General features: G+C 68.5%; 17 protein-coding genes. 7 read left to right on the top strand and 10 right to left on the bottom strand.

From position 1 onward, the window contains the following. Positions 1-2: 2 nt before the first annotated feature. Genes VMT40_RS05870 through VMT40_RS05855 form a run of 4 tightly spaced genes read right to left on the bottom strand, consistent with a single transcriptional unit; the run spans position 3 to position 3,523 of the window. Complete coding sequence (locus VMT40_RS05870; RefSeq protein WP_442789923.1) at positions 3-992, bottom strand: AAA family ATPase; 990 nt, start codon at positions 990-992, stop codon at positions 3-5. Positions 993-1,012: 20 nt separating this feature from the next. Continuing rightward, positions 1,013-2,062, bottom strand: coding sequence for a DUF4129 domain-containing protein (locus tag VMT40_RS05865; RefSeq protein ID WP_326356899.1), 1,050 nt, complete (start codon positions 2,060-2,062; stop codon positions 1,013-1,015). Continuing rightward, complete coding sequence (locus tag VMT40_RS05860; protein ID WP_326356898.1) at positions 2,059-2,931, bottom strand: hypothetical protein; 873 nt, start codon at positions 2,929-2,931, stop codon at positions 2,059-2,061. Before VMT40_RS05860 ends, VMT40_RS05865 begins: the two co-directional genes overlap by 4 nt. A gap of 10 nt (positions 2,932-2,941) precedes the next feature. Then, on the bottom strand, positions 2,942-3,523 hold the full coding sequence (locus VMT40_RS05855; RefSeq protein WP_326356897.1) for a TetR/AcrR family transcriptional regulator: 582 nt from the start codon (positions 3,521-3,523) through the stop codon (positions 2,942-2,944). An 80-nt stretch (positions 3,524-3,603) separates the two neighbouring features. Here VMT40_RS05855 and VMT40_RS05850 point away from each other — a divergent pair, with 80 nt between their 5' ends. Continuing rightward, positions 3,604-5,157 (top strand): MFS transporter, encoded by a 1,554-nt coding sequence (locus VMT40_RS05850; RefSeq protein WP_326356896.1) that lies wholly within the window; start codon positions 3,604-3,606, stop codon positions 5,155-5,157. On the opposite strand, the gene VMT40_RS05845 is transcribed toward VMT40_RS05850, so the two are convergent. Continuing rightward, positions 5,154-6,989, bottom strand: a complete 1,836-nt coding sequence (locus VMT40_RS05845) for a DUF4407 domain-containing protein (protein ID WP_326356895.1) — start codon at positions 6,987-6,989, stop codon at positions 5,154-5,156. The two genes, VMT40_RS05850 and VMT40_RS05845, sit on opposite strands and share 4 nt — an antisense overlap. 898 nt (positions 6,990-7,887) lie before the next feature. Here VMT40_RS05845 and gltB point away from each other — a divergent pair. The 5 genes from gltB to VMT40_RS05820 all read left to right on the top strand — a co-directional run bounded on the left by gltB (position 7,888) and on the right by VMT40_RS05820 (position 17,217). Further along, positions 7,888-12,561, top strand: coding sequence for a glutamate synthase large subunit (gene gltB / locus VMT40_RS05840; RefSeq protein WP_326356894.1), 4,674 nt, complete (start codon positions 7,888-7,890; stop codon positions 12,559-12,561). 29 nt (positions 12,562-12,590) lie between these two features. Beyond that, positions 12,591-14,060, top strand: a complete 1,470-nt coding sequence (locus VMT40_RS05835) for a glutamate synthase subunit beta (protein WP_326356893.1) — start codon at positions 12,591-12,593, stop codon at positions 14,058-14,060. Positions 14,061-14,308: 248 nt separating this feature from the next. After that, the gene (locus VMT40_RS05830) at positions 14,309-15,013 is read left to right on the top strand and encodes a hypothetical protein (RefSeq protein ID WP_326356892.1); all 705 of its coding nucleotides are present in this window, start codon (positions 14,309-14,311) and stop codon (positions 15,011-15,013) included. Between the two features lie 36 nt (positions 15,014-15,049). Further along, positions 15,050-16,054: an alpha/beta hydrolase gene (locus VMT40_RS05825; protein WP_326356891.1), complete on the top strand. Its 1,005-nt coding sequence runs from the start codon at positions 15,050-15,052 to the stop codon at positions 16,052-16,054. Between the two features lie 260 nt (positions 16,055-16,314). Beyond that, positions 16,315-17,217 carry a cutinase family protein gene (locus VMT40_RS05820; protein WP_326356890.1) on the top strand — a complete coding sequence of 301 codons (903 nt, stop codon included), beginning with the start codon at positions 16,315-16,317 and terminating at the stop codon, positions 17,215-17,217. Positions 17,218-17,350: 133 nt separating this feature from the next. Here the strand turns inward: VMT40_RS05820 and VMT40_RS05815 are convergent, their stop codons facing one another. From VMT40_RS05815 to lysX, 3 genes are all read right to left on the bottom strand, one after another. Beyond that, complete coding sequence (locus VMT40_RS05815; protein WP_326356889.1) at positions 17,351-17,968, bottom strand: histidine phosphatase family protein; 618 nt, start codon at positions 17,966-17,968, stop codon at positions 17,351-17,353. A gap of 42 nt (positions 17,969-18,010) precedes the next feature. Next, positions 18,011-18,226 carry a hypothetical protein gene (locus VMT40_RS05810; RefSeq protein ID WP_326356888.1) on the bottom strand — a complete coding sequence of 72 codons (216 nt, stop codon included), beginning with the start codon at positions 18,224-18,226 and terminating at the stop codon, positions 18,011-18,013. A gap of 102 nt (positions 18,227-18,328) precedes the next feature. After that, positions 18,329-21,664 (bottom strand): bifunctional lysylphosphatidylglycerol synthetase/lysine--tRNA ligase LysX, encoded by a 3,336-nt coding sequence (lysX, locus tag VMT40_RS05805; RefSeq protein ID WP_442789911.1) that lies wholly within the window; start codon positions 21,662-21,664, stop codon positions 18,329-18,331. A 178-nt stretch (positions 21,665-21,842) separates the two neighbouring features. On the opposite strand from lysX, the gene VMT40_RS05800 reads away from it, so the two are divergent. After that, entirely contained in the window at positions 21,843-22,064 is a 222-nt protein-coding gene (locus VMT40_RS05800) for an RNA-binding S4 domain-containing protein (RefSeq protein ID WP_040802261.1), read from the top strand. A 66-nt stretch (positions 22,065-22,130) separates the two neighbouring features. Here the strand turns inward: VMT40_RS05800 and rraA are convergent, their stop codons facing one another. Both rraA and VMT40_RS05790 read right to left on the bottom strand, forming a co-directional pair. Further along, positions 22,131-22,622 (bottom strand): ribonuclease E activity regulator RraA, encoded by a 492-nt coding sequence (rraA, locus tag VMT40_RS05795; RefSeq protein WP_326356887.1) that lies wholly within the window; start codon positions 22,620-22,622, stop codon positions 22,131-22,133. 5 nt (positions 22,623-22,627) lie between these two features. Further along, positions 22,628-23,134, bottom strand: a complete 507-nt coding sequence (locus VMT40_RS05790; protein WP_326356886.1) for a nitroreductase/quinone reductase family protein — start codon at positions 23,132-23,134, stop codon at positions 22,628-22,630. Positions 23,135-23,248: the final 114 nt, after the last annotated feature.

The following is a 23,248-nucleotide window of genomic DNA, read 5'->3' as shown; positions in this document are numbered from 1 at the left end:
GCCTAGACCGGAACGGGGACGGACATCAGCAGCGAGGCCATGACGCCCTCGGCGGTCACGCCCTCCACCTCGTGCTCGGGCCGCAGGTGCAGCCGGTGCCGGAGCACCGCGGTCGCAACGGCTTTCACATCGTCGGGGGTGACGTAGGCGCGCCCGTTCAGCCAGGCGAAGGCGCGCGCGGCCGCCATGAGCGCGGTCGCGCCGCGGGTGGACGCGCCGTGCGCGACGGCGGGGGAGGTGCGGGTGGCCCGGCAGATGTCCACTGTGTACGCGAGCACCTCGGGGCTGATGGCCACCTGGGCGACGGCGGCGCGGGCGGCCGCGATGTGCGCGGCCGTGGCCACCGGGCGCAGTCCGGCCGCGTTCAGGTCCCGGGGGTCGAATCCGGCGGCGTGACGCTGCAGAATCCGGAATTCGTCGTCGCGCCCGGGCAATTGGACGTCCACCTTGAACAGGAACCGGTCCAGCTGCGCCTCCGGCAGCGGATAGGTGCCCTCCTGCTCGATCGGGTTCTGGGTGGCGACCACCACGAACGGGTCCGGCAGCGGCTGCGGCACACCGTCCACCGAAACCTGGCGCTCCTCCATGGATTCCAGCAGCGCGGACTGGGTTTTCGGTGGGGTGCGGTTGATTTCGTCGGCCAGCAGCAGATTGGTGAAGACCGGGCCGCGGCGGAAGGTGAATTCGGCCGAGTGCGGATCGTAGATCTGCGATCCGGTGACATCGCCCGGCATCAGGTCCGGGGTGAACTGAATACGGGTGTGCTCGAGGTCCAGCGCGGTGGCCAGCGCCCGCACCAGCAGCGTCTTGGCCACGCCCGGAACGCCTTCCAGCAGCACGTGACCGCGGCACAGCAGGGCCAGCACCAGGAACATGACGGCGTGGTCGTTGCCGACCACCGCCTTGCCGATCTCGGCGCGCAGGGCCAGCAGCGCCTGGTGCGCGTCCTGCGCGGTCGGCGCCGCCGCGTCGACCTTGGTGGTGCTGTCCACGGCGTTTTCGGTCAGATCGGTCACAAGACCTCCGCTTCGATCCATTCGAGTTGTGCGGCCACGAGTTCCAGGGTGCCCCGATCGGTGACCGGGTCGAAAAGGGCGGCGCGGACCGCGATCGGGTCCATGCCAGTGCGCGCGCTCACGGCACCCACCACCAGCTCCGCCGGGGTTTCCGCGGTGAGCCCGAGCACGGGCCGCAGCCGCCGCAGCGACGCCGCCCGCAGTTTGGCCGCCACGTGTTCGTGGTCGCGGGACTTCCGGTACAGCCCGGCCTGTCCGGCCAGCAGTTCCTGCGCCGGGGCCTCCACGGGCAGCGGTTCGCGCACGATCGCGCCGCGTCGCCGCCCGCGCCACCACAGCACCGCGGCCCACGCGATGAGGAATTGCAGGCCGCCGAAGGCGAGCCAGTTCGGCAGCGTCCGGAAGATGGAATCGCTGCCCTCGCCGAAGTTCGGCGGCGGCACCTCGGGCCGCTGCGGCGGTGTGCTCGGCGGATTCGGCATCTCGGTCGACGGATGCGGCATCGAGGGCGCGGGCCCGAGCTGCGACAGCGCGTACACCAGCAGCACGACCAGCAGGATGCCGATGACGACGGCCCAGAACCGCCAATCCCGCAGCAGCTCCGGTAGTTCCGGGCGTTCCCGCTTCGACTTCTGCTTGGCGGCCTTGGTTTTGCGCGTCCGGCGTTTCTCGGTGATCTCGACCGGGCCGTCCTTGGGCGGCGGCGCGATCGAATACCGGTCCGCCCGTTCGAGTTGCCGGTACTCCGCCTCGGTGCCGAACCGCCCGCCGTAGACGACCTCGTCGAAACTGTGCGCGGCCGTGGGCAATTCGCCCGCGTCCGGCACGGACGTGGCGGCGGCCCGGGCGGTCTCGCGTGCGGTGCGCGCCCGTTCCTCCGCGAGCAGCCCGCGCTGTTCCAGGCCCCGGGTGACCGCGCGATACCGTTCGCGCAGTGCCGCACCGAAATCGCCGCGCCGGGCGGCCTCCTCGGCGGCGGCCAGGTGGGCGGCGGCCGGGCCCAGGGTGGGCTTGGGCGGGACCGGAATCCGGTCGGTCTCGGTCATCGGCCGCCCCCGGTCGGTACCGGAATGTCCCAGGCTTCACGGCGGCAGCGGCGGTCCACATAGGTGACGACCTGGGTGGCGGATTCCACCAGCTCGCCCAGCGCCACCATGAGCAGTGCGGCGGTAATGATCAGGACGGTCACCGTCCAGCGGTGGGTACCGGAGAAGTCGGCGATGAACTGCGGCAGCGCCAGCACCGGAACCAGCAGCACCAGCAGCAGGCCGCGCAGGTAGAGCCAGAGACCGACCAGCTGCCATTCCGTGCCGCCGACAAGCGTTTTGGCGCGTCGGGCGGCGGCTCGGTAGCCCGTGGCGGTGTCGAAAACGAGGGGCACCAGGGTGCAGCGTCGTCCGCGCAGCCAGGCCAGCCAGATCACCGCGAACGGAATGGTGATGAGCAGGGGAGTGCCGAGCGCCAGCACGCCCACGCCGATGAGCGTGTACATCACCTGATAGCTCAGCAGCGGACCGATTTTCGACGTCAGCTGCCCGAGCGCGCCGCGCCAACTCACCGATGTCCGATGCACGACCGACAGTCCGATCGACACGGTCACACCGCGTACGAACAAGCGCAATGCCCACGCGCACAGCAGGGTCACCAGCAGTGCGCCCCAGAAGGTTCCGCTATCGGAATCGTCGGTGATCGCCGCCGCCGCCACGGTGCCCGCGACCGCCACGACCGACGCCACCGCGACCGCGACGCCGAGCAGCGCCGCCAAGGTCTTGATCCGCGCCTGGATCAGTGCGAACGGCAGATCCAGCAGTTCCCGGAACTGCATCGGGCGAATCGGAACCACCGGTTCGGTAGAAGTCGGTCCCCCCACCGAGCCGGTCGGCGAACCGACGGAGTCGGCGGCGGTCGGCAACACGCGCCCGAGTCTATCCCGACCAGCGCGTTCGGTCGCCCGATGACAGCAACCGCGCCACCACGCGGCGATACAGCTCCGGGTCGATGGGCGGCATGCCGAGCAGGGCACGCAAATAGACGCCGTCACCGACCAGCCGCACGATCTCGGCCTGGACCGGATCGTCGATCTCGTTGTCCAGGGCCGTCTTCCAGGCGGCCAATACCTCGGTCAGCGCCCGGTCGGTCTCCGCCTGCGGGGTGTCGCGGGGTGCGTCGACGGTCCGCATGGCGGCCAGCATGGATCGATACAGCGCGAGTTCGACGGCGTCGGTCTCGTCCTCGGGGTGCGGGGCCTGCAGGTACCACTCGGCCACCGACCGGCCCTGCGCCACCGCGTGCCGAACCTGCTCGTCGGCGCGGTCGCCGACGCGGCGCAGCAGTCCGGCGATTAGCGCGTCCTTGCTCTTGAAGTGATAGAGCAGTCCGCCCTTGGAGACGCCCGCGGTGGCGGCCACGTTCTCCAGGGTCACCTGGGACAGGCCCTTGTCGAGCAGCAGGGTTTCGAGCGCGTCCAGGATCCGGTCACGGGTCCCGGCGGGGTCACGGGTGGTCACGAGACTTGACTGTACCGTCTGGACGGTTCAGACTCCTACTGTACCGTCTGGACGGTTCACGACCTCGAGAGAGAAAGCCGATGACCACCACCGCACGCTCCGGAACCCCCGTGACCAGCACCGGGCGCACCGCGCCCGCACCGAAGGCCCGGCCCAGGGATTGGGCCGGGCTCGGTGTGCTCGCGCTCGCCCTGCTGCTGATCGCCGTCGACGCCACGGTGCTCGATCTCGCGGTCCCGTCGATCACCGCGGATCTCACGCCCACCACGCCGCAGCTGCTGTGGATCATCGACGTCTACTCGTTCGTGCTCGCGGGTCTGCTGGTCACCATGGGCACCCTCGGCGACCGCATCGGACGGCGCCGCCTGCTGCTCATCGGCGCGGCCGGTTTCGCCGCGGCCTCGGCGCTCGCGGCCTGGGCGGTCAATCCCGAAATGCTCATTGCCGCACGCGTTCTGCAGGGTGTCGCCGGTGCGACCCTGATGCCCGCCACCCTGGGCCTGATCCGCGCCATGTTCGCCGACGCGCGTCAGCGCACCCTCGCCATTTCCGTCTGGGGCGCGATGGCCGCGTCCGGCGCGGCCTTCGGTCCGCTGCTGGGCGGCTGGATGCTCGAGCACTTCTGGTGGGGCTCGGTGTTCTTGGTGAACCTGCCGGTCATGGCGCTGCTGCTGGTGCTGGCCCCGTTCCTGGTGCCGGAGTCGCGTGACCCCAACCCGGGCCGCTTCGACCTGATCAGTGCCGGACTGTCCATGCTGGCCCTGATCCCGATCGTGTACGCGGTCAAGGAGTTCGCGGCCCACGGCCCGAGCCTGAACCTGGTGTTCATCGCCGCCGTCGGCGTGGTCTCGGGTGTGGTGTTCGTGCGCCGCCAGCGCGGGCTCGCGTCCCCGCTGATCGACCTCGACCTGTTCCGGATGCCGCTGTTCCGGGCCGCCGTGTTCACCAACCTGCTGTCGGTGTTCGCCCTGGCCGGTGTGCTGTTCTTCGGTTCGCAGTACCTGCAGCTGGTCTTGGGCAAGTCGCCGCTGGAGGCCGGTCTGCTGCTGATCCCGGGCACGATCGGCTCCATGCTGGGCGCGCTGGCCGCGGCCTGGCTGGTCCGATGGTGGCGTCCGGCAACGGTATTGGCGGGTGCGCTGGTGACGGTCGCGGCCGGTGCGACGCTCTACTGGCTGCTGCCCACCGATCCGCAGGGTTCGGTCACGCCGTTCGTGGTGGGCTTCCTGCTGATCGGTCTGGGTGAGGGTGTGGCGTTGACGGTGTCCTCCGACATGATCGTGAGCACCGCGCCCGAGGCCCGCGCGGGCAATGCCGCCGCCATCTCCGAGACGGCCATGGAGACCGGCATCGCCCTGGGTGTCGCGGTATTGGGCAGTGCCGTCATGGCGGCCTTCCGCCACGGCCTGGACCTGTCGCACGTGCCGTCCACCCAGGCGGACGCGGCGCGCGAGTCGCTGGGCGGCGCGGTCGAAACCGCCCGTGCCCTACCGCAACCCGCGGCCGGTGAGCTGTTGAATTCGGCGCACTCCGCCTTCGTCAGCGGCATTCATCTGGCGGCCACGTCCACGGCGGCCATCCTGCTGCTGACCGCGGTCGTCGCCTACCGCGCGGCCACCGGGAAGCGGTCCTAATCGCCTGTGCCGGGCGGCAGTTCGCGCGGGCTGCGGTAGTCCAGTTCCGGGTCGCGGCGACCCGGCAGCGCGTCCTGCCGCGGCCCGGCGGGCAGCGGATGGCCGGGCTCGACCACCTGCCCCTGCGGGAGCGCCTGATACGAGGGGTACTGGGCGTAGGGCTGATCCACCACGGTCGAGGCCACGCGCTGCGCGTGCGCCTGCTGCGGTGCACCCGGCGGCAGCTGATATCCGTACTGCGGCTGGGCGTACACCTGCTGCGGCTGCGCCGAATCCTGGGAATCCACCGTCACCTTGCGCGTGCGGCGCAGCGTGAAGGTGATCTCCTCCGCCTCCTCGAAGGCCTGCCGCACCGTGCGCAGCGGGTGCGTGGCGGTGTCGATGGCATTGGCCACGAAGGACGGAACCAGCGGCCGGATCCAGCGGGCCGCGGTATCGGTGAACGGCACCGTGCCGATGATCGGAAGCTCCAGGCCCCCACCCTTGTTCGCCGACGCGGGCGCGGCGACCGGGGTGTGCGGCGCGAGCGCGCCACCGGGCGGCAGCGGGGCCAGCGCCCCGGACGTCAGTGCGGCGGGCAGATTCGGCGACTGTGTCACGTTCCCCTCCTGGGACACGGTGCTGTCCTTTCGATCCCCGGCCGCGGCCGGGAGTTCATGTCTGGTGGCACTGTCGAATTCGGCGACCGCGCGCTGCGCGGGTTCGGTGATGCCGATCTCGAGATTGCCGATGGCGGCGATGATGCGGGTGCGCTGCCGTTCCCGGTCGATGGCGGTGTCGGCGTGTGCGGCCAGCCGCGCGGCGGTGAGTTGTTGTTCGGCGCGCAGGTTTTCGGTCTCCACCCGCACCTGCGCCTGTTTGACGGCAATGGCGGTGGTGGCGGCCTGGTCGACGCGGTCGGTGGCGGTGCGGACCGCGACGCTGCGGTCGAAGGCGGTCTCGCCCCGCCACCAGCGCAGCAGCAGCGGCAGCAGGGCCAGCACGATCGTGAGCACGGCGAGCGCGAGGCGCAGCGCCAGCGGTCCGGCGTGCCCGGTCGTGTAGTCGTTCATGGCGACCCAGCGCGCCCCGAGGCCGCGGTCGCCCTCGGTGTAGGCGTCCTTGCGGGCGGTGGCGAGGGCCTTGTCCTTCTCGGTGACCTTGGCGTCGAGCCCGTCCACCTTGGCCTGCGCCGCGGTCAGTTGGGCACGCGCGTCGTCGAGCATCTGGTTGGCGGTGCGTTCCTCGGGTCCGCGCCCGGGCACGCCCGTGGTCGGGACGCCGACGCAGTCCTGGCTCGGGTTGTATTCGCAGCGCGCGATTTTCAGCGCGGTGGCGACATCGGCCTGCGCCTTGACGATCTGCTGGTCCAGCGCGCCGCGATCGGTCTTGGCCCGATCGAACTCGGTGCGCGCGGTGACCACGGCGGGCGCGGATTCCACGGTGCGCTGGGCGGTTTCGTCGAGCAGGCGGTCGACGGTGCCGGAGAACACCACGGTGGCGGCCAATTCGGCGATGACCACACCGGCCAGCACCGCCACCGCGATGCGACCGGCGAATTCCGCCACGGCTCTGTGGTTCTCACGCCGATCGGGGGTGGCGGCGGTGGCCAGCGCCCGGCCGATGGCCCCGACCAGCAGGGTCGCGATGAGCGCGACCGCCACCAGGGCGAGGACGGGCCACTTCGCGGCACCCACGGCCACGGCCGTGACCACGCCCGAGGTGATCGCGAACAGCGCCACCACCGCGCCGGTGACCGTATAGCCCCCGCGGTCGTCTCGATCGGTGAGTCGCGGCTGTGCCCCGCCCAGCCAGACCAGCAGCGCGCCGAGTCCGGCGGCTTTGTCAGTCATGGGAACTCACATCCCTTTAAGTCCCAAGTGATTCGGCTTCGCGCCGTGCCATCGCTGAACCGTCGCTGATTCGTTGTCTCAGCGTGACAGGCTCGGCGCGGTTCCATCGACCGCGGCGGCTGGGATGTGGCCAGGCTCACAGTGGCATGTTTCGGGCGTATGACGTGGCGTTGATCACGCGCGGACCGGCTCGAACGGAGTCGAAAATCCTGTCCGGAGACCGTTTTACGGTTTGCTGAGCGTGTGCTGAATCCCACAATCAGGAAAAATTCCGTACGGTCGGCAGGTAGTGCGGTCATGTCGGCCCGGCGGCCACCGCGGCGACGGAACTTGTCCGGAAAGTTAGCCGCCTAACGCCCGGTTTGCCGGATCCCATTGTGGGGAAATCTGTTCCATTGCAGGTGAGAGGCCGTCCGGAGCTGCGTCGGAGCGGTCGTCGGTGGTCCTCGCGCGCGTGCGATGCAGTGGTGAACTCAACTGAAACGCGCGTGCACCCCTGCTTTACACTGGAGAACGCGCGTGTGTTGGAGGACCGATGAAGAAGCCCAGCTAGAAGCTGGAATTAGCGCAACCTAAGTTGGTTGGGCTCCAGTCCTGACTTATCGTTTGCTCTTACGCCGAACTACACAAATTCGGCACAACTCCCCATACGGTCAGAGGCCCGATCGGTGCTCAGCCTAGCGGGCGAGAACGGCGCGGTGTGTGGCGAACGCGTAAGAGTTCCGTTACCACCGAGCACCCGACTAGGTAATCGAAGCGGGTCGACAACTGCAAAGTTGACTGCACGGAGTGACCATCAGCGCCGCTGGTCTCCGAAACGTCCGGGCGCAGTCCCTACCGGAGGCGTTCGACGAAGGCCCTTTTTCTTCGAAGGCCTGTTTTTTGTGAAGGCAGAGGCATGACGCAACTTCCTGGCCACGGGTCCCCCGCCGGCGGTGCCGGCTACGGTCACCGTTCCATCGGGCTCTATGACCCGGCGAACGAGCACGACGCGTGTGGCGTCGCTTTCGTCGTCGACATGCACGGCCGCCGCAGCCGCGACATCGTCGACAAGGCTATTACGGCATTGCTGAACCTGGAGCACCGTGGCGCTGCCGGTGCCGAACCCAACTCGGGTGACGGCGCGGGCATTCTGATCCAGCTCCCGGACAAGTTCTTCCGTGCTGTCGTCGACTTCGAGCTCCCCGCCGAAGGTTCGTACGCCACGGGTATCGCGTTCCTCCCGCAGGCCCGCCGCGAGGCCGCCCGCGCGGGTTACGGCGTGGAGAAGATCGTGCGCGAGGAGGGCCTCGAGGTCCTCGGCTGGCGCGAGGTCCCGATCGACGACTCGTCGCTGGGCGCGCTCTCGCGCGACGCCATGCCGACCTTCCGGCAGATCTTCATCGCCTCGCCCAAGGACTCCGCCGAGCAGCTCTCCGGCATGGACCTGGAGCGGCGCGCCTACGTCATCCGCAAGCGGGTCGAGCACGAGCTCGGCAAGGCGGGCGCCGGTGAGGGCGCGACCGGCAAGGAATCGGTCTACTTCCCGTCGCTGTCCGGTGAGACCTTCGTCTACAAGGGCATGTTCACCACCCCGCAGCTGCGGGCCTTCTACCTGGACCTGCAGGACGACCGGGTCGAGTCGGCGCTGGGCATCGTGCACTCGCGCTTCTCCACCAACACCTTCCCGTCGTGGCCGCTGGCGCACCCCTTCCGGCGCGTCGCCCACAACGGTGAGATCAACACCGTCTCCGGCAACGAGAACTGGATGCGCGCTCGCGAGGCGCTGCTGAACTCCGATGTGTTCGGCACCGACTCCGAGGGCAACAACCGCCTGGAGAAGATCTTCCCGGTCTGCACCCCCGGCGCGTCGGACACCGCGCGCTTCGACGAGGTGCTCGAGCTGCTGCACCTGGGCGGGCGCAGCCTGCCGCACGCCGTGCTCATGATGATTCCGGAGGCGTGGGAGCGCCACGAGTCCATGAGCCCGGAGCAGCGCGCGTTCTACCGCTACCACTCCTTCCTCATGGAGCCCTGGGACGGCCCGGCCTCCGTGTGCTTCACCGACGGCACGGTCGTCGGCGCGGTGCTGGACCGAAACGGCCTGCGCCCCGGCCGCATCTGGGTGACCGAGGACGGTCTGGTCGTGCTGGCCTCCGAGGTCGGCGTGCTGGACATCGACCCGGCCAAGGTCGTCTACAAGAAGCGCCTGCAGCCCGGCCACATGTTCCTGGTCGACACCTCGCAGGGCCGCATCATCTCCGATGACGAGGTCAAGTCCTCGCTGGCCGCCGAGTTCCCGTACCAGCAGTGGCTGGACGAGGGCCCGATCAAGCTGAGCGATCTGCCCGACCGCCCGCACGTGCACATGTCGCACGACCGCGTGCTGATCCGTCAGCAGATCTTCGGATACACCACCGAGGAACTGAACCTGCTGGTCTCGCCGATGGCGCAGACCGGTGGCGAGGCGCTCGGCTCGATGGGCACCGATACCCCGATCGCGGTGCTGTCGTCGCGTCCGCGCCTGCTGTTCGACTACTTCTCGCAGCTGTTCGCGCAGGTCACCAACCCGCCGCTGGACGCCATCCGCGAAGAGGTCGTCACCTCGCTGCGCAGCATGATCGGCCCGGAGGCCGACCTGCTGAACCCGGGCCCGGAGTCCTGTCGTCAGATCACCCTGACCCAGCCGATCCTGGACAACGACGAGCTGTCCAAGCTCATCCACATCAATGACGACGGGTCGCGTCCCGACCTGCGTTCGGTGGTGGTGCACGGTCTCTACCCCGTGAAGAAGGGCGGCAAGGGGCTGCGCAAGGCCATCGAGGCCGTGCAGCGCCAGGTGTCGGCCGCGATCGACGGCGGCGCGCGCATCATCGTGCTGTCCGACCGCGAGTCGAACGAGAAGCTGGCCCCGATCCCGTCGCTGCTGCTGACCGCCGCGGTGCACCACCACCTGGTGCGCGAGCGGACCCGCACCAAGGTCGGCCTGGTGGTCGAGGCCGGTGACGCCCGCGAGGTGCACCACATGGCCATGCTGGTCGGCTTCGGCGCGGCGGCCATCAACCCGTACATGGCCTTCGAGTCCATCGAGGACATGCTCGAGCGCGGCGCGCTGAAGATGCCGGGCAGCACCGGCGATCTCGCGGCCGACTACAAGAAGGCCGTCTACAACTACAACAAGGCCGCGGGCAAGGGCGTGCTGAAGGTGATGTCCAAGATGGGCATCTCCACCATCGCCTCCTACCGTGGCGCGCAGCTGTTCCAGGTCGTCGGCCTGGCGCAGGAGCTCGTCGACGAGTACTTCACCGGCCTGAAGTCCCCGCTGGACGGCATCGGCCTGGACGACATCGCCGACGAGGTCGCGCAGCGGCATCGAATCGCGTTCCTGGAGAACCGCAATGAGCGCGCGCACCGCGAGCTCGAGGTCGGCGGCGAGTACCAGTGGCGGCGTGAGGGCGAGTACCACCTGTTCAACCCGGACACGGTGTTCAAGCTGCAGCACGCCACCCGCTCGGGCCAGTACAAGGTCTTCAAGGAGTACACCAAGCTCGTCGACGATCAGTCGGAGCGCTTGGCCTCGCTGCGCGGTCTGTTCAAGTTCAAGTCCGAGGGCCGCAACCCGATTCCGATCGACGAGGTCGAGCCCGCGTCGGAGATCGTGAAGCGCTTCTCCACGGGCGCGATGTCCTACGGCTCCATCTCGGCCGAGGCGCACGAGACGCTCGCCATCGCGATGAACCGCCTGGGCGGTCGCTCGAACTCCGGTGAGGGCGGCGAGCACCCGGCGCGCTTCGAGCCGGAGGAGAACGGCGACTGGCGTCGGTCCGCGATCAAGCAGGTGGCCTCGGGTCGCTTCGGTGTGACCGCGCACTACCTGACCAACTGCACCGACATCCAGATCAAGATGGCGCAGGGCGCGAAGCCCGGTGAGGGCGGCCAGCTTCCGGCCCACAAGGTGTACCCGTGGGTCGCCGAGGTCCGGCACTCGACGCCCGGCGTCGGCCTGATCTCCCCGCCGCCGCACCACGACATCTACTCGATCGAGGATCTGGCGCAGCTGATCCACGACCTGAAGAACGCGAACCCGCAGGCGCGGATTCACGTGAAACTGGTCGCGGAGCCCGGCGTCGGCACCGTCGCCGCGGGCGTCTCCAAGGCGCACGCCGACGTGGTGCTGATCTCCGGCCACGACGGTGGCACCGGCGCCTCGCCGCTCACCTCGTTGAAGCACGCGGGCGGCCCCTGGGAGCTCGGCCTGGCCGAGACCCAGCAGACCCTGCTGCTCAACGGTCTGCGCGACCGCATCGTGGTGCAGGTGGACGGTCAGATGAAGACCGGCCGCGACGTCATGATCGCCGCGCTGCTGGGTGCGGAAGAGTACGGCTTCGCCACCGCGCCGCTGGTGGTTTCGGGCTGCATCATGATGCGCGTCTGCCACCTCGACACCTGCCCGGTCGGCGTCGCGACCCAGAACCCCGTTCTGCGCGAACGCTTCACGGGCAAGCCGGAGTTCGTCGAGAACTTCATGCTCTACATCGCCGAGGAGGTCCGCGAGCTGCTGGCGTCGCTGGGTCTGCGCACCCTCGACGAGGCCATCGGCCGGGTCGACCTGCTCGACACCACCGCCGCCAAGGCGCACTGGAAGGCCGCCAAGCTCGATCTGTCGCCCATCCTGGACGACGTCGAGACCGCGTTCATGTTCCAGGACCGTCGCCGCACCAAGGACCAGGACCACGGCCTGGACAAGGCGCTGGACAACCAGCTCATCGCGGAGGCCGCGGACGCGCTGGAGCGGGGCAAGCCGGTCAAGATCGAAACCAAGATCACCAACGTGAACCGCACGGTCGGCACCATGCTCGGCCACGAGGTGACCAAGCTCTACGGCGGAGTCGGCCTGCCGGACAACACCATCGACATCACGTTCACCGGTTCCGCCGGTAACTCGTTCGGTGCGTTCGTCCCGGCCGGTATCACCCTGCGGGTCTCCGGCGACGCCAACGACTATGTGGGCAAGGGCCTTTCGGGCGGCCGCATCATCGTGCGCCCGTCGGCCGACGCGCCCGCCGAGTTCGTGGCGGAGCAGAACATCATCGCGGGCAACGTGATGCTGTTCGGCGCGACCTCGGGCCAGGCCTTCATCCGCGGTGTGGTCGGCGAGCGCTTCGCCGTCCGCAACTCGGGTGCCACCGCCGTGGTCGAGGGCGTGGGCGACCACGCCTGCGAGTACATGACCGGTGGCCGCGTGGTCATCCTCGGCGAGACCGGCCGCAACTTCGGCGCCGGTATGTCGGGCGGTATCGCGTTCGTCTACAACCCGAACGGCACCTTCGAGGCCAACCTCAACACCGAACTGGTCGATATCGAGCAGCTCTCGGCCGAGGACGCGCAGTGGCTCAAGGACACCGTCGCGCAGCACCGCGAGGAGACCGATTCGGCCGTGGCGGACGCCATCCTGGGCGACTGGGCGCAGCAGGTGACCAAGTTCGTCAAGGTCATGCCGCGCGACTACAAGAAGGTCCTGCTCGCCATCTCCGAGGCCGAGAAGGCCGGACGGAACGTGGACGAAGCCATCATGGAGGCCGCTCGTGGCTGACCTCCACTGCACTAACCAGGAGTACGTAAATGGGTGACGCACAAGGCTTCCTGAAGCACACCAGCCGGGAACTGCCGAAGCGCCGCCCGGTGCCGCTTCGCCTGCTGGACTGGAAGGAGGTCTACGAGGACAAGTTCTCCCACGAGACCCTCCAGACCCAGGCCAGCCGCTGCATGGACTGCGGTATTCCGTTCTGCCACAACGGCTGCCCGCTCGGGAACCTGATTCCCGAGTGGAACGACCTGGTGTACAAGGGCGCGTGGAAGGAAGGCTTCGACCGTCTGCACGCGACCAACAACTTCCCGGAGTTCACCGGCCGCCTGTGCCCGGCTCCGTGCGAGGCGTCCTGCGTCCTGGGCATCAACCAGGATCCGGTGACCATCAAGCAGGTCGAGGTCGAGATCATCGAGAACGGTTTCGACGAGGGCTGGGTCACCCCGGTCTACCCGACCCGCCTCACCGGAAAGCGCGTCGCCGTGGTCGGTTCCGGACCTGCCGGTCTGGCCGCCGCCCAGCAGCTGACCCGCGCGGGCCACACCGTCACCGTGTTCGAGCGCGACGACCGCATCGGCGGCCTGCTGCGCTACGGCATCCCGGAATTCAAGATGGAGAAGCGCTTCATCGACCGCCGTCTGGCGCAGATGGAGGCCGAGGGCACCATCTTCAAGACCGGCGTGAACGTGGGCGTGGACATCACCGCCGAGCAGCTGCGCGAGCAGTTCGACGCGGTGGTGCTGGCCGGTGGCGCGACCATCGCGCGCGACCTGCCCATCCCGGGCCGCGATCTGGACGGCATCCACCAGGCCATGGAGTTCCTGCCGCTGGCCAACCGCGTGCAGCTGGGCGACCCGATCACCGACGAGAACGGCCTGCCGCGCATCAACGCGAAGGGCAAGAAGGTCGTCATCATCGGTGGCGGTGACACCGGCGCGGACTGCCTGGGCACCTCGCACCGGCAGGGCGCGGCGTCGGTCCACCAGTTCGAGATCATGCCGCGTCCGCCGGAGGAGCGCGCCGCGTCCACCCCGTGGCCGACCTACCCGCTCATGTACCGCGTCTCCTCGGCCCACGAGGAGGGCGGCGAGCGCGTGTTCTCCGTCAACACCGAGCGTTTCATCGGTGCCGACGGCAAGGTCACCGGGCTGCAGGCGCACGAGGTGACCATGGTCAACGGTCGCTTCGAGAAGGTCGAGGGCACCGACTTCACCCTCGAGGCCGATCTGGTGCTGCTGGCCATGGGCTTCGTCGGACCGCAGAAGCACGGTCTGCTCGAGGGTCTGGGCGTGGGCTACGACCAGCGCGGCAATGTCATGCGCGACAAGGACTGGGCCACCACGGTTCCCGGCGTCTTCGTCGCCGGTGACATGGGCCGCGGCCAGTCGCTCATCGTGTGGGCCATCGCCGAGGGTCGCGCCGCGGCCGCCGCGGTGGACAAGTACCTGGAGGGTGAGACGGCGCTGCCGTCCCCGATCACCCCGACCATGGTCGCCCAGCGCTGAGTCGATCGGTGAATCAGCACTGAGCTGAAACCTGAAGAGCGCCCTCGGACTTCGGTCCGGGGGCGCTTTTCTCATGACCGAAACGCATGTGAAATAAGAACTAGTCAGTAGTTTTTCCAAAACCTGGACAGCGGCCCAGTTACACCTGTTTACTTACTCCCCGTGTGGAATCCACCTCCGAGTCGTCCGCAGCGCTCGGTAAGTCTGGATCGGTCCCGAGAACCTGCCGGGACACTTGGAGGAGAAATATGTTCCGTAACCGCCGCGCGGCCGCGATCATCAGCGCCGCCGCCCTGGTCTCCGCGGGCCTGAGCGTCACCACTCTGGAAACCGGAGTCGCGTCAGCGGATGGGACCTGTGCCATCAGCTCGCACGCCACCAAGAACGACATCAGCACGCTGGGCATCACGATGACCTACGACAAGTCCGCCAATCTGGACTCGATCGGCGTCGGCACCACCGTGACCTACAAGATCGTCATCGGCACCACGGGCATCGGCAATCCGTACGTCAACACCATCACCGACTTCCCGCCCTCCGGCTTCGCCGCCCCGACCAAGGCCACCATCACCGCCTACCACGCGGCGCTCGGCGAGCGCACCGAGGACGTCACCCCCGAGCCCAACGCGGGCGGCTGGAAGGTCACCAATACGGGCTGGTTCGTGAACTCCGGCAACCCGCTGACCTACACCATCACCTACCCGGTGCCCACGAATCTCTCCGCGGGCCAACAGGTCACCAGCGGTGGCGTCGGCGTCGCGGGCACGGTCGGGGTGAGCAACGAACTGCCCAACCTGACCGCCTGCTTCACCGCCCGCGCCAACACCGTCGGCGAGGACGTGCTGGGCAGCCTCGGCAACAACGGTCTCGGCTCGGCCGACGGCCAGCTCAGCTCGACCGGTTCGCTGAGCACGATCCTCTCGGACGCGATCCGCAAGTACATCGGCAGCTGAGTGCGGCCCCGGGCCGAATCGATCGATAGGACAACGATGTTCACCCGTAAACTCGCGGCGCTGGCCGCGCTGTCGGCGCTCGCGCTCACCGCGACCCTGTCGTCCGGGAGCATCGGTACGGCCGTGGCGGATCCCGCCGGGGCCCACCTGATTTCGATCGATCGGCCCGGTCAGCGGCAGGAGGAGATCACCGTCTACTCGGCCGCCATGGATCGGGCGATCACGCTGCAGGTGATCACCCCGTACGACAACAGCGTGCCCCGGCCCACGCTGTATCTGCTCAATGGCGCGGGCGGCGGCGAGGATTCGGCCACCTGGTACCGGCAGACCGATATCGTGCATTTCTTCGCGGACAAGAATGTGAATGTGGTGTCGCCGGTCGGTGGGAAATTCTCCTATTACACCGATTGGGAACGTGACGACCCGAAACTCGGTCGCTACAAATGGCAGACCTTCCTGACTTCGGAACTCCCGCCCCTCATCGATTCGGCGCTGCACACCTCGGGTGCGAATGCGATTGCGGGCGTTTCCATGTCCGCGAGCGCGGCCTTGGATCTGGCCATTCACGCCCCCGATCTGTATCGAGCGGTCGGCTCCTACAGCGGCTGCGCCAGCACCGCCGACCCGACCAGTCGCCAGTACATCAAGCAGGTCCTCGACCGCGGCGACGCCGACATCCGCAATATGTGGGGTGACCCGGACGACCCTGCCTGGCAGGAGCACGACGCGGTCCTCAATGCCGAGGGTCTGCGCGGCAAGGCACTGTTCATCTCCAGCTCGACCGGGTTGCCCGGCGAGTTCGACACCCTCGACGCACCGGCGATCGCCGGGCGTCCGGCCACGCTGGTCGATCGGCTGATCCTGGGCGGCACCATCGAGGCCGCCACCAATGGCTGCACCCATCGCCTCGCCGACCGTCTGACCGAGCTCGGCATCCCCGCCGACATCGAATTCCGGCCTGCCGGAACGCATTCGTGGCCGTACTGGCAGGACGCGCTGCATCGGTCCTGGCCGATGCTCGAGGCGGCATTACAGAACTGAGTGCCGGAAGTTGGCCGGGAGACGAACTTCGATCCGGAAATCGGACGAGTTCGCGAACTCGTATGGCACGGCTGCATAGGCCCCTTTATGCTTGTCGGCGGTGTGTCGCTGATCTCGTCAAACGGTCTGTTTCGGGCAACTCATACGGGGCGGTTACCTGGGTTAACCCGCAGTGCACCGGACTGTCATCCGGCGATCGCACCATGATCGGGAATCGGGACGAGCAAGAGGTCCCGGCACAAAGCGTGAACTGGAGCAGTATGCGGTTGAAGAATGTTGTCGCGGCTGCGGGGGCAGCGGCGAGCGTGCTCATGTCGGGAATCGTCCTGGGCAGCGGTCCCGTTACGGCCGACCCGGGCGCCGGGTGCCCGTCGCTCTACACGGTGGCCATTCCGGGCACCTGGGAAACCGGTCACGACCAGGATCCCAAGCCCGGCATGCTGGCCGCGGTAACCAATGGCTTGCCCGGTGAGGTCGACTATGTGACCTACGCGGCCCGCGCCTTCCCTTGGGAGGGTGCGGTTTACGCCGAATCCAAGAAGGAAGCCGTCGACAATGCCCGCGGCCTGGTGCAGGCCATGGGCGAGCGGTGCCCGGGCACCAAGATCGCCATCACCGGCTACAGCCAGGGTGCCCACGCGGCCGGTGACCTCGCCGCCGAGATCGGCACGGGCCACGGCGTGGTCCCGCCGGATCGCATCGCGGCCGTGGCGCTGATCTCCGATCCGAGCCGTTCACCCAGCGACGCCCAGATCGGTGCGATCGCCCCGGGTACGGGTGCGGCCGGGGCGCGCGTGGGCGGCTTCGGCTGGGTCAGCGACAAGGTGCGGACCGTGTGCGCCATCGGCGATCTGTACTGCTCCACCGAGCAGACCGACTTCGTCACCCGCTTCGCGGGCTTCCTGGCGCAGGCCAGCAACCCGAACAACTTCAACCCCTGGCAGACCCAGCTGCAGCTCGGGTCGATCATCAACGACCTGATGGCCCAGGGCGGTCTGCCGACGCTGCAGGCGCAGCTGGCCGAGGGCACCGACAGCGAGTACGCCCACCAGCTCGAGCAGTTCTACCGCAGCGGCACCCACACCAGCTACGGCAGCTACCAGGTCGGCGGCGGCCAGACCGCCCTCACCTGGATGCACAACTGGATCGCCACCAACGCGTAAGAAGGACTCTTGATCTCGAGGGCCGCTCCCTGACGGGAGCGGCCCTCGGTGCGAGAAGTGAGAAGTTGGTGTTCCCCAAGAGCTTTGGGGGATGTGCTTCGAAGCGGGAGCGGCTTTCGGTAGGGGCCGTGGCTCAGGTCCGTGGGCGCTGCGCGCGCGGCAGCAGGTCCCAGACGTGGCCGTTCTCGTTGATGGTGGCCGCGGTGCGGGTGCCGGTGCGTGAGTACAGGATTCGGGTGATCGAGCAGTAGTCGATGGGGAAGGTGAGCGGCCGGGCCAGGCCGAGCACGTCCTGCAGCAGCACATTGATCACGCCACCGTGCGCGAACACCAGCACGGTCTCACCGGGATCGGCGGCCGCGACAATGCCGTCGACGGCGGCGTACACGCGGCGCACGAAGGCCGCGCCGTCGATCTGCTCGGGCAGGTATCCGGCCTTGATGCGCTCGTAGGTCTCGCGGAATTCCCGCTGGGCGTCCTCGATCGGGATGTACAGGGGCAGGTCGCGATCGTATTCGGCCAGCCCGTCGAGGATTTCGATGTCCAGCCCCAGCTTCTCCGCGGTGGGCCGGGCGGTTTCGCGCGCCCGCAGCTGCGGGCTGCTCACGATCCGCGCGATCCGGTGCTGGGCCAGGGCGGCGGGGACGCGGCCCGCCTGTTCGACGCCGAGGGCGGTGAGATCCGGGTCGGCCGGGCCGGTGGATCCCACGAGGCGTTCCGGCTGGGCATGGCGGACGAGGATCAACTGCACAGCACCACTGTGCCGTACCCCGCCCGCACCGGCCTGTCGGGGTCAGTTGTTCCGGCGGCGCATCAGATAGACGATGCCCAGCACCAGCACCACGATGCCGATGCAGCAGACCCCGAGGAAGCCCCAGAAGCCCATGCCGCGCCGACCGCTGGAGCGTCGGGCCGCGGTGTTCTCGAGGGCGGCGTTCCAGGTGTCCGGGTGGGTCCACACGTGATGGTCCAGCAGCGTCGCCTGGGTCATGAGATCTAGGTAGTACATGGGATTCCCCCAATCGTCCGATGTGCCCGACGCCGGGCCGAGTCCCAGATTAGCTGGCGATTCGGCCCCGGCAATCAGGGTTTTCCCCGGTCTTGCCCGGAATCACAGGGCCGCGTTACGGGGTTTCACCAGCGGGAACGGCAGGGTTTCGCGAATGCTGCGCCCGATCAGCAGCATGACCACCCGGTCCACGCCGACGCCGAGACCGCCGGTGGGCGGCATGGCGTGTTCGAGGGCCTGCAGGAAGTCCTCGTCGAGTTCCATGGCCTCCGGGTCACCGCCCGCGGCCAGCATGGACTGTTCGGTGAGGCGGCGGCGCTGCTCCACCGGATCGGTCAATTCGCTGTAGGCGGTGGCCAATTCGACGCCCCAGGCCACCAGGTCCCAGCGCTCGGTGACGCCGCGGACGTGCCGGTGGGCGCGGGTGAGCGGGGAGACGGAGGTGGGGAAGTCGATGTAGAAGGTGGGCTCCTGGGTCGCCGACTCCACCAGGTGCTCGTACATCTCGAGCACGAGCTGCCCTTCGTCCCAACCCAATTGGAACGGCACGCCCGCCTTCTCGCAGAGCAGCCGCAGCCGTTCGGCGTCGGTCTCGGGGGTGATGGTCTCGCCGATGGCGTCGGAGACCGCCCCGTGCACGGTCTTGACCGGCCAGTCGCCGGAGATGTCCACCTCGACGACGCCGCCGTCGGGTCCCGGCCGCAGCGCCACCATCTTGCCGTTGGCGGCCAGCGCGGCCTCCTGGATGAGCTGGCGGCACGCGTGCATCATGCGCTCGTAATCACTGTGCGCCTCATAGGCTTCCAGGATGGTGAACTCGGGATTGTGGCTGTAGTCCACGCCCTCGTTGCGGAAGACGCGGCCGAGTTCGAAGACCTTCTCCATGCCGCCCACGCACAGTCGCTTGAGGTACAGCTCGGGGGCGATGCGCAGGTACAGGTCCAGGTCGTAGGCGTTGATGTGGGTGGTGAACGGGGTGGCGTTGGCGCCGCCGTGCACCTGCTGCAGCACGGGGGTCTCGACCTCCAGGAATCCCCAGCCGTGCAACGTGTCCCGCAGGGAGCGCACCACGGCGCTGCGCTTGGTCATCACCTCGCGGATGTCGGTGTTGATGGCCATGTCGACATACCGTTGGCGCACGCGGGCTTCCGGGTCGGCCAGACCCTTCCACTTGTCCGGCAGCGGGTGCAGGCATTTGCCGATCATCCGCCAGTCCTGCGCCAGCAGCGACAGTTCGCCGCGGCGGCTGCGCCCGATCTGACCGCTCACCTCGATGAGGTCGCCGAGGTCGAAGTACTCGGTGAACTCCCGGCTGCGTTCCGCGCCCACCCGGCCGCGGTCGATGAGCAGCTGGATGTCGCCGGACCAGTCGCGCAGCACGGCGAAGATGACGCCGCCGTAATCGCGAATCCGCAACAGCCGCCCGCAGACTCGCACCGTGGTGCCCTGCGGGGAGTGGCGCGCGGCGTCCACCGTGTGGGTGGGCGGGTAGGCGACCGGATAGGCCTCGACGCCGGATTCCTGGAGTTTCTCCAGCTTGTCCATGCGCACCCGCACCTGTTCGGGGCGGCGCGGGCCGGTCTCCTCGAGTTCCTCGGGTGGCAGGTCGGGGGTGCTGCCGTCGGCGTGCAGCCCGGTCATGGTGGGCGGCACCGACGGTCGCAGACCGGTGTGCGCGGAGGCGTCGTGGTCGCGGCCGATGCGGGGCAGGAACCCCTCGGCCAGGGCGCTGGCCATGGCCACCCGCAGCAGGTGGCGGCGCTCCTCGAACAGCGAGAAGCGCGGCACCCATTCGGGCTGGTATTTCACGTTCGAGCGGTACAGCGCCTCGAGCTGGTACCAGCGGGAGAAGAACATGAGCACGCCGCGCCACAGGCGCAGCACGGGTCCCGCGCCGATCCGGCCGCCCTCCTCGAAGACCGCGCGGAAGACCGCGAAGTTCAACGAGATTCGGGTGATGCCGTACTGGTCGGAGTTCAGCGCCAGCCGCGAGATCATCAGTTCCATGAGCCCGTTGGGGCCGGTGCGGTCGCGGCGCATGAGGTCGAGGGAGACGCCGGTGCGGCCCCACGGGACCAGCGACAGCATGCCGAGCACCTGCCCGTTCGGGGCCACCGCCTCGACCAGCAGGCAGTCGCCGTCGAGGGGATCGCCGAGTCGGTCCAGCGCCATGGAGAAGCCGCGTTCGGTCTCGGTGTCGCGCCAGGCGGCCGCGCGGCGCATGACGTCCTGCATCTCCTCGGCGGAGATCTCCTTGTGGCGGCGGACGCGAACCGTGATGCCCTGCTTGGCGAGTCGGTTGGCGGCCTGCCGGACCGGTTTCATCTCCGCGCCCGCGAGGGAGAAGTTGCGGGTCTCGAGGATGGCCTCGTCGCCCAGGCGCAGCGCCGAGAGTCCGGCCCGCCGGTAGGCGGTCGCGCCGAGTTCGCTCGCGCCCATGACGGCCGGGGCCCAACCGTATTGGTCGGCCAGCCGCAGCCAGGCGTCGATGGCGTGTGGCCAGGACTCCTTCTGCCCGATCGGGTCGCCCGAGGCCAGGCAGACGCCGAGTTCGACGCGGTAGGTCAGCGCCGCCTTGCCATTGGGCGCGAAGACCACGGCCTTGTCGCGGCGGGTGGCGAAGTAGCCCAGCGAGTCCTCGACGTCGGAGCGTTCCAGCAGCCCGCGAATGGCGGATTCGTCGAGCCCGGTCAGCGCGTTGGAGGAGCGCTGCGAGCGGAACAGCGTGATCACCGCGGCCAGCAGCGCGATCGCGCCGAACAGGCCGAGCAGCAGGTTCACCGGATGCGGGGCGCGGCCGTCGAAATCGTCGTTGGAGACCAGGATCGCGCCGGTCACCCGCGACACCGCCCACAGCGCGCGTTCGGTGTGATCGGGCAGGGTGTGCGGGAACAGCTCGACCAGACCCCAGCCGACCAGGCAGCCCAGCGTCAGCCCGCCGACGAGCACGCCCAGTGCGCGCCATACCGCGCCGCGCTGGACGTGGGTGTAGAACTCCGGCCACGACGCGATGAGCACGCCGATCACCACGAGGTGAACGATCAACGCCACCAAGGCGTTGACGTCGCCCTCGGAGGCGAAGTCGAGGGAATTGGCCAGGGCGTAGGCCGCCATGTAGCCGATCAGCAGCCACCAGGCGATGCGCTTGCGGCTCGCGGTCGCGCCCGCGAGCAGCCCCACCACCAGCGCCCACACCAGCGAGGTATCGGGTGCGTCGAAGTAGTAGGTGTCGACGAAGTGGCGTAGGTGCGAGGTCAGGAAGCGTAGGCCCGGCGAGATCGACCAGGCGAAGCAGAGCACGGAGAAGACGCCCAGCGCGGTGCCCGCGATGTGCGGTACCTCGCGCAGGCGGCCGTGCCCGCGATGCGGGACCTCCGGCGACCGCGGCTCCGGTCTCGGGTCGGAGTCGTGCTGCGGCCGGTCCTGCGTGGAAGTCACCGCACCAGTGTGAATGTTGCCCTTGCCCATGTGCACTCAGAACCCGGTTCGTGTCTCGTCGCCGCGGTGCGGCCGGTGGTCATTGTCGCGGTGCGGCCTATGGTCATTGCCGCGGTGGAGCGGCTGGTGGTGGGGGCGGCGTTTGGTCTCGGGGCGGCCGCGGGTAAGGATGTACCCCATGTCGGATCCTGTCGATGTCCCGATCGAGGACGATGTCATTCGACTCGGCCAGTTCCTGAAGCTGGCGAACCTCATCGATTCCGGTTCGGAAGCCAAAACGGTGATCGCCCAGGGCCTGGTCCGCGTCAACGACGAGGTGGAGCTGCGCCGCGGGCGGCAGCTACACGCCGGGGATGTGGTGGCGTTGGCCGGGCACAAGGCCCGGGTCACGAGCGGCTGAAGGCACACGGGTTCCCATTCTGGGTGGTGATCGCCCGCAGCCGCTGCGAACTTCCCGAGAGTTTTCTCAGTTCTCGCTGCGCACCACGATGCCGTCGTGGTCGCTGTAGAGCATCTCGCCCGGCACGAAGGTGACGCCGCCGAATTCGACGACCACATCCTTCTCGGCATTGCCCTCGATCTGGGTGCTCTTGCGCGGATTGGTGCCCAGCGCCTTGATGCCGATGGGCAGGGTGCGCAGGATGGCCGAGTCGCGGACCGCGCCGTTGACGACGACACCGGCCCAGCCGTTGTCCACGCCGCGTCCCGCGATGATGTCGCCGACCAGCGCGGTGTGCACGCTCGCGCCGCCGTCCACGACCAGCACGCGGCCCTCGCCGGGCGTCCCGAGGGTCTGCTTGACCAGCAGGTTGTCCTGGAACGTCTTGATGGTCACGATGCGGCCGGAGAACGCCTCGCGGCCACCGAACTGGATGAACTGGGTGTCGCAGCTGCGGATCTTGGGGCCGATCTCGTCGGCTAGGTCGGCAGTCGCGATGGTCTCTGCGGATTCGGTCACGCGATCTATCTTGTCAGGGCGAATATCCGCAAGTCGCGGGCGGTGCGATTGCGGTAGGCGGTGTACGCCTCGGTGGTCTCCTCGAAGCGTTCGAAGATCGCCCGCTTGCGATCCTCATCGGTGACCAGGGTGGCGGTGACCGGAATGTGCTGTCCCGCGATGGTGACCTCGGCGGCCGGATTGGCGAGCAGGTTTCCCGTCCACGCCGGGTGGTGGGCCTGACCGAAATTGGAGCCGACCACATAGAGCGTGTCGCCGTCGTGGACATACAGCAGGGGTGTGGTGCGCGGCTGCCCGGACTTGCGGCCGATGGTGGTGAGCAGGATGACGGGCGCGCCGATCGGGCCGAGCACGGTGTACTTGCACGCGGTGCGCTCCAGCACCTTCCGATCCAGCGGGGTCACCGCGCGCACGACCGCGGAGCCGACCTTGGTCGCGGCGAACGAACTGGCCATCCGGCCAAGGAGACTCGTGCGGGAACCCCAGATCCGTTCCGGAAACTGCTCACTCATACCGCGACTCTAGTGGCCCCGCGACCGGCCGTGTGCGGTCGGCGCGATGCGCTCCGTGCTTGCTCGGCGATCTATCCACAAGAGGCATTCAACCGTGCAGTCGGAGTCGCGGGC

The sequence above is a fragment of the Nocardia sp. CDC160 genome (assembly GCF_035818795.1).
Taxonomy (GTDB): domain Bacteria; phylum Actinomycetota; class Actinomycetes; order Mycobacteriales; family Mycobacteriaceae; genus Nocardia.
Note: the sequence above shows the minus strand (reverse complement) of the source record. Positions and strands in the feature narration are given on the sequence as shown.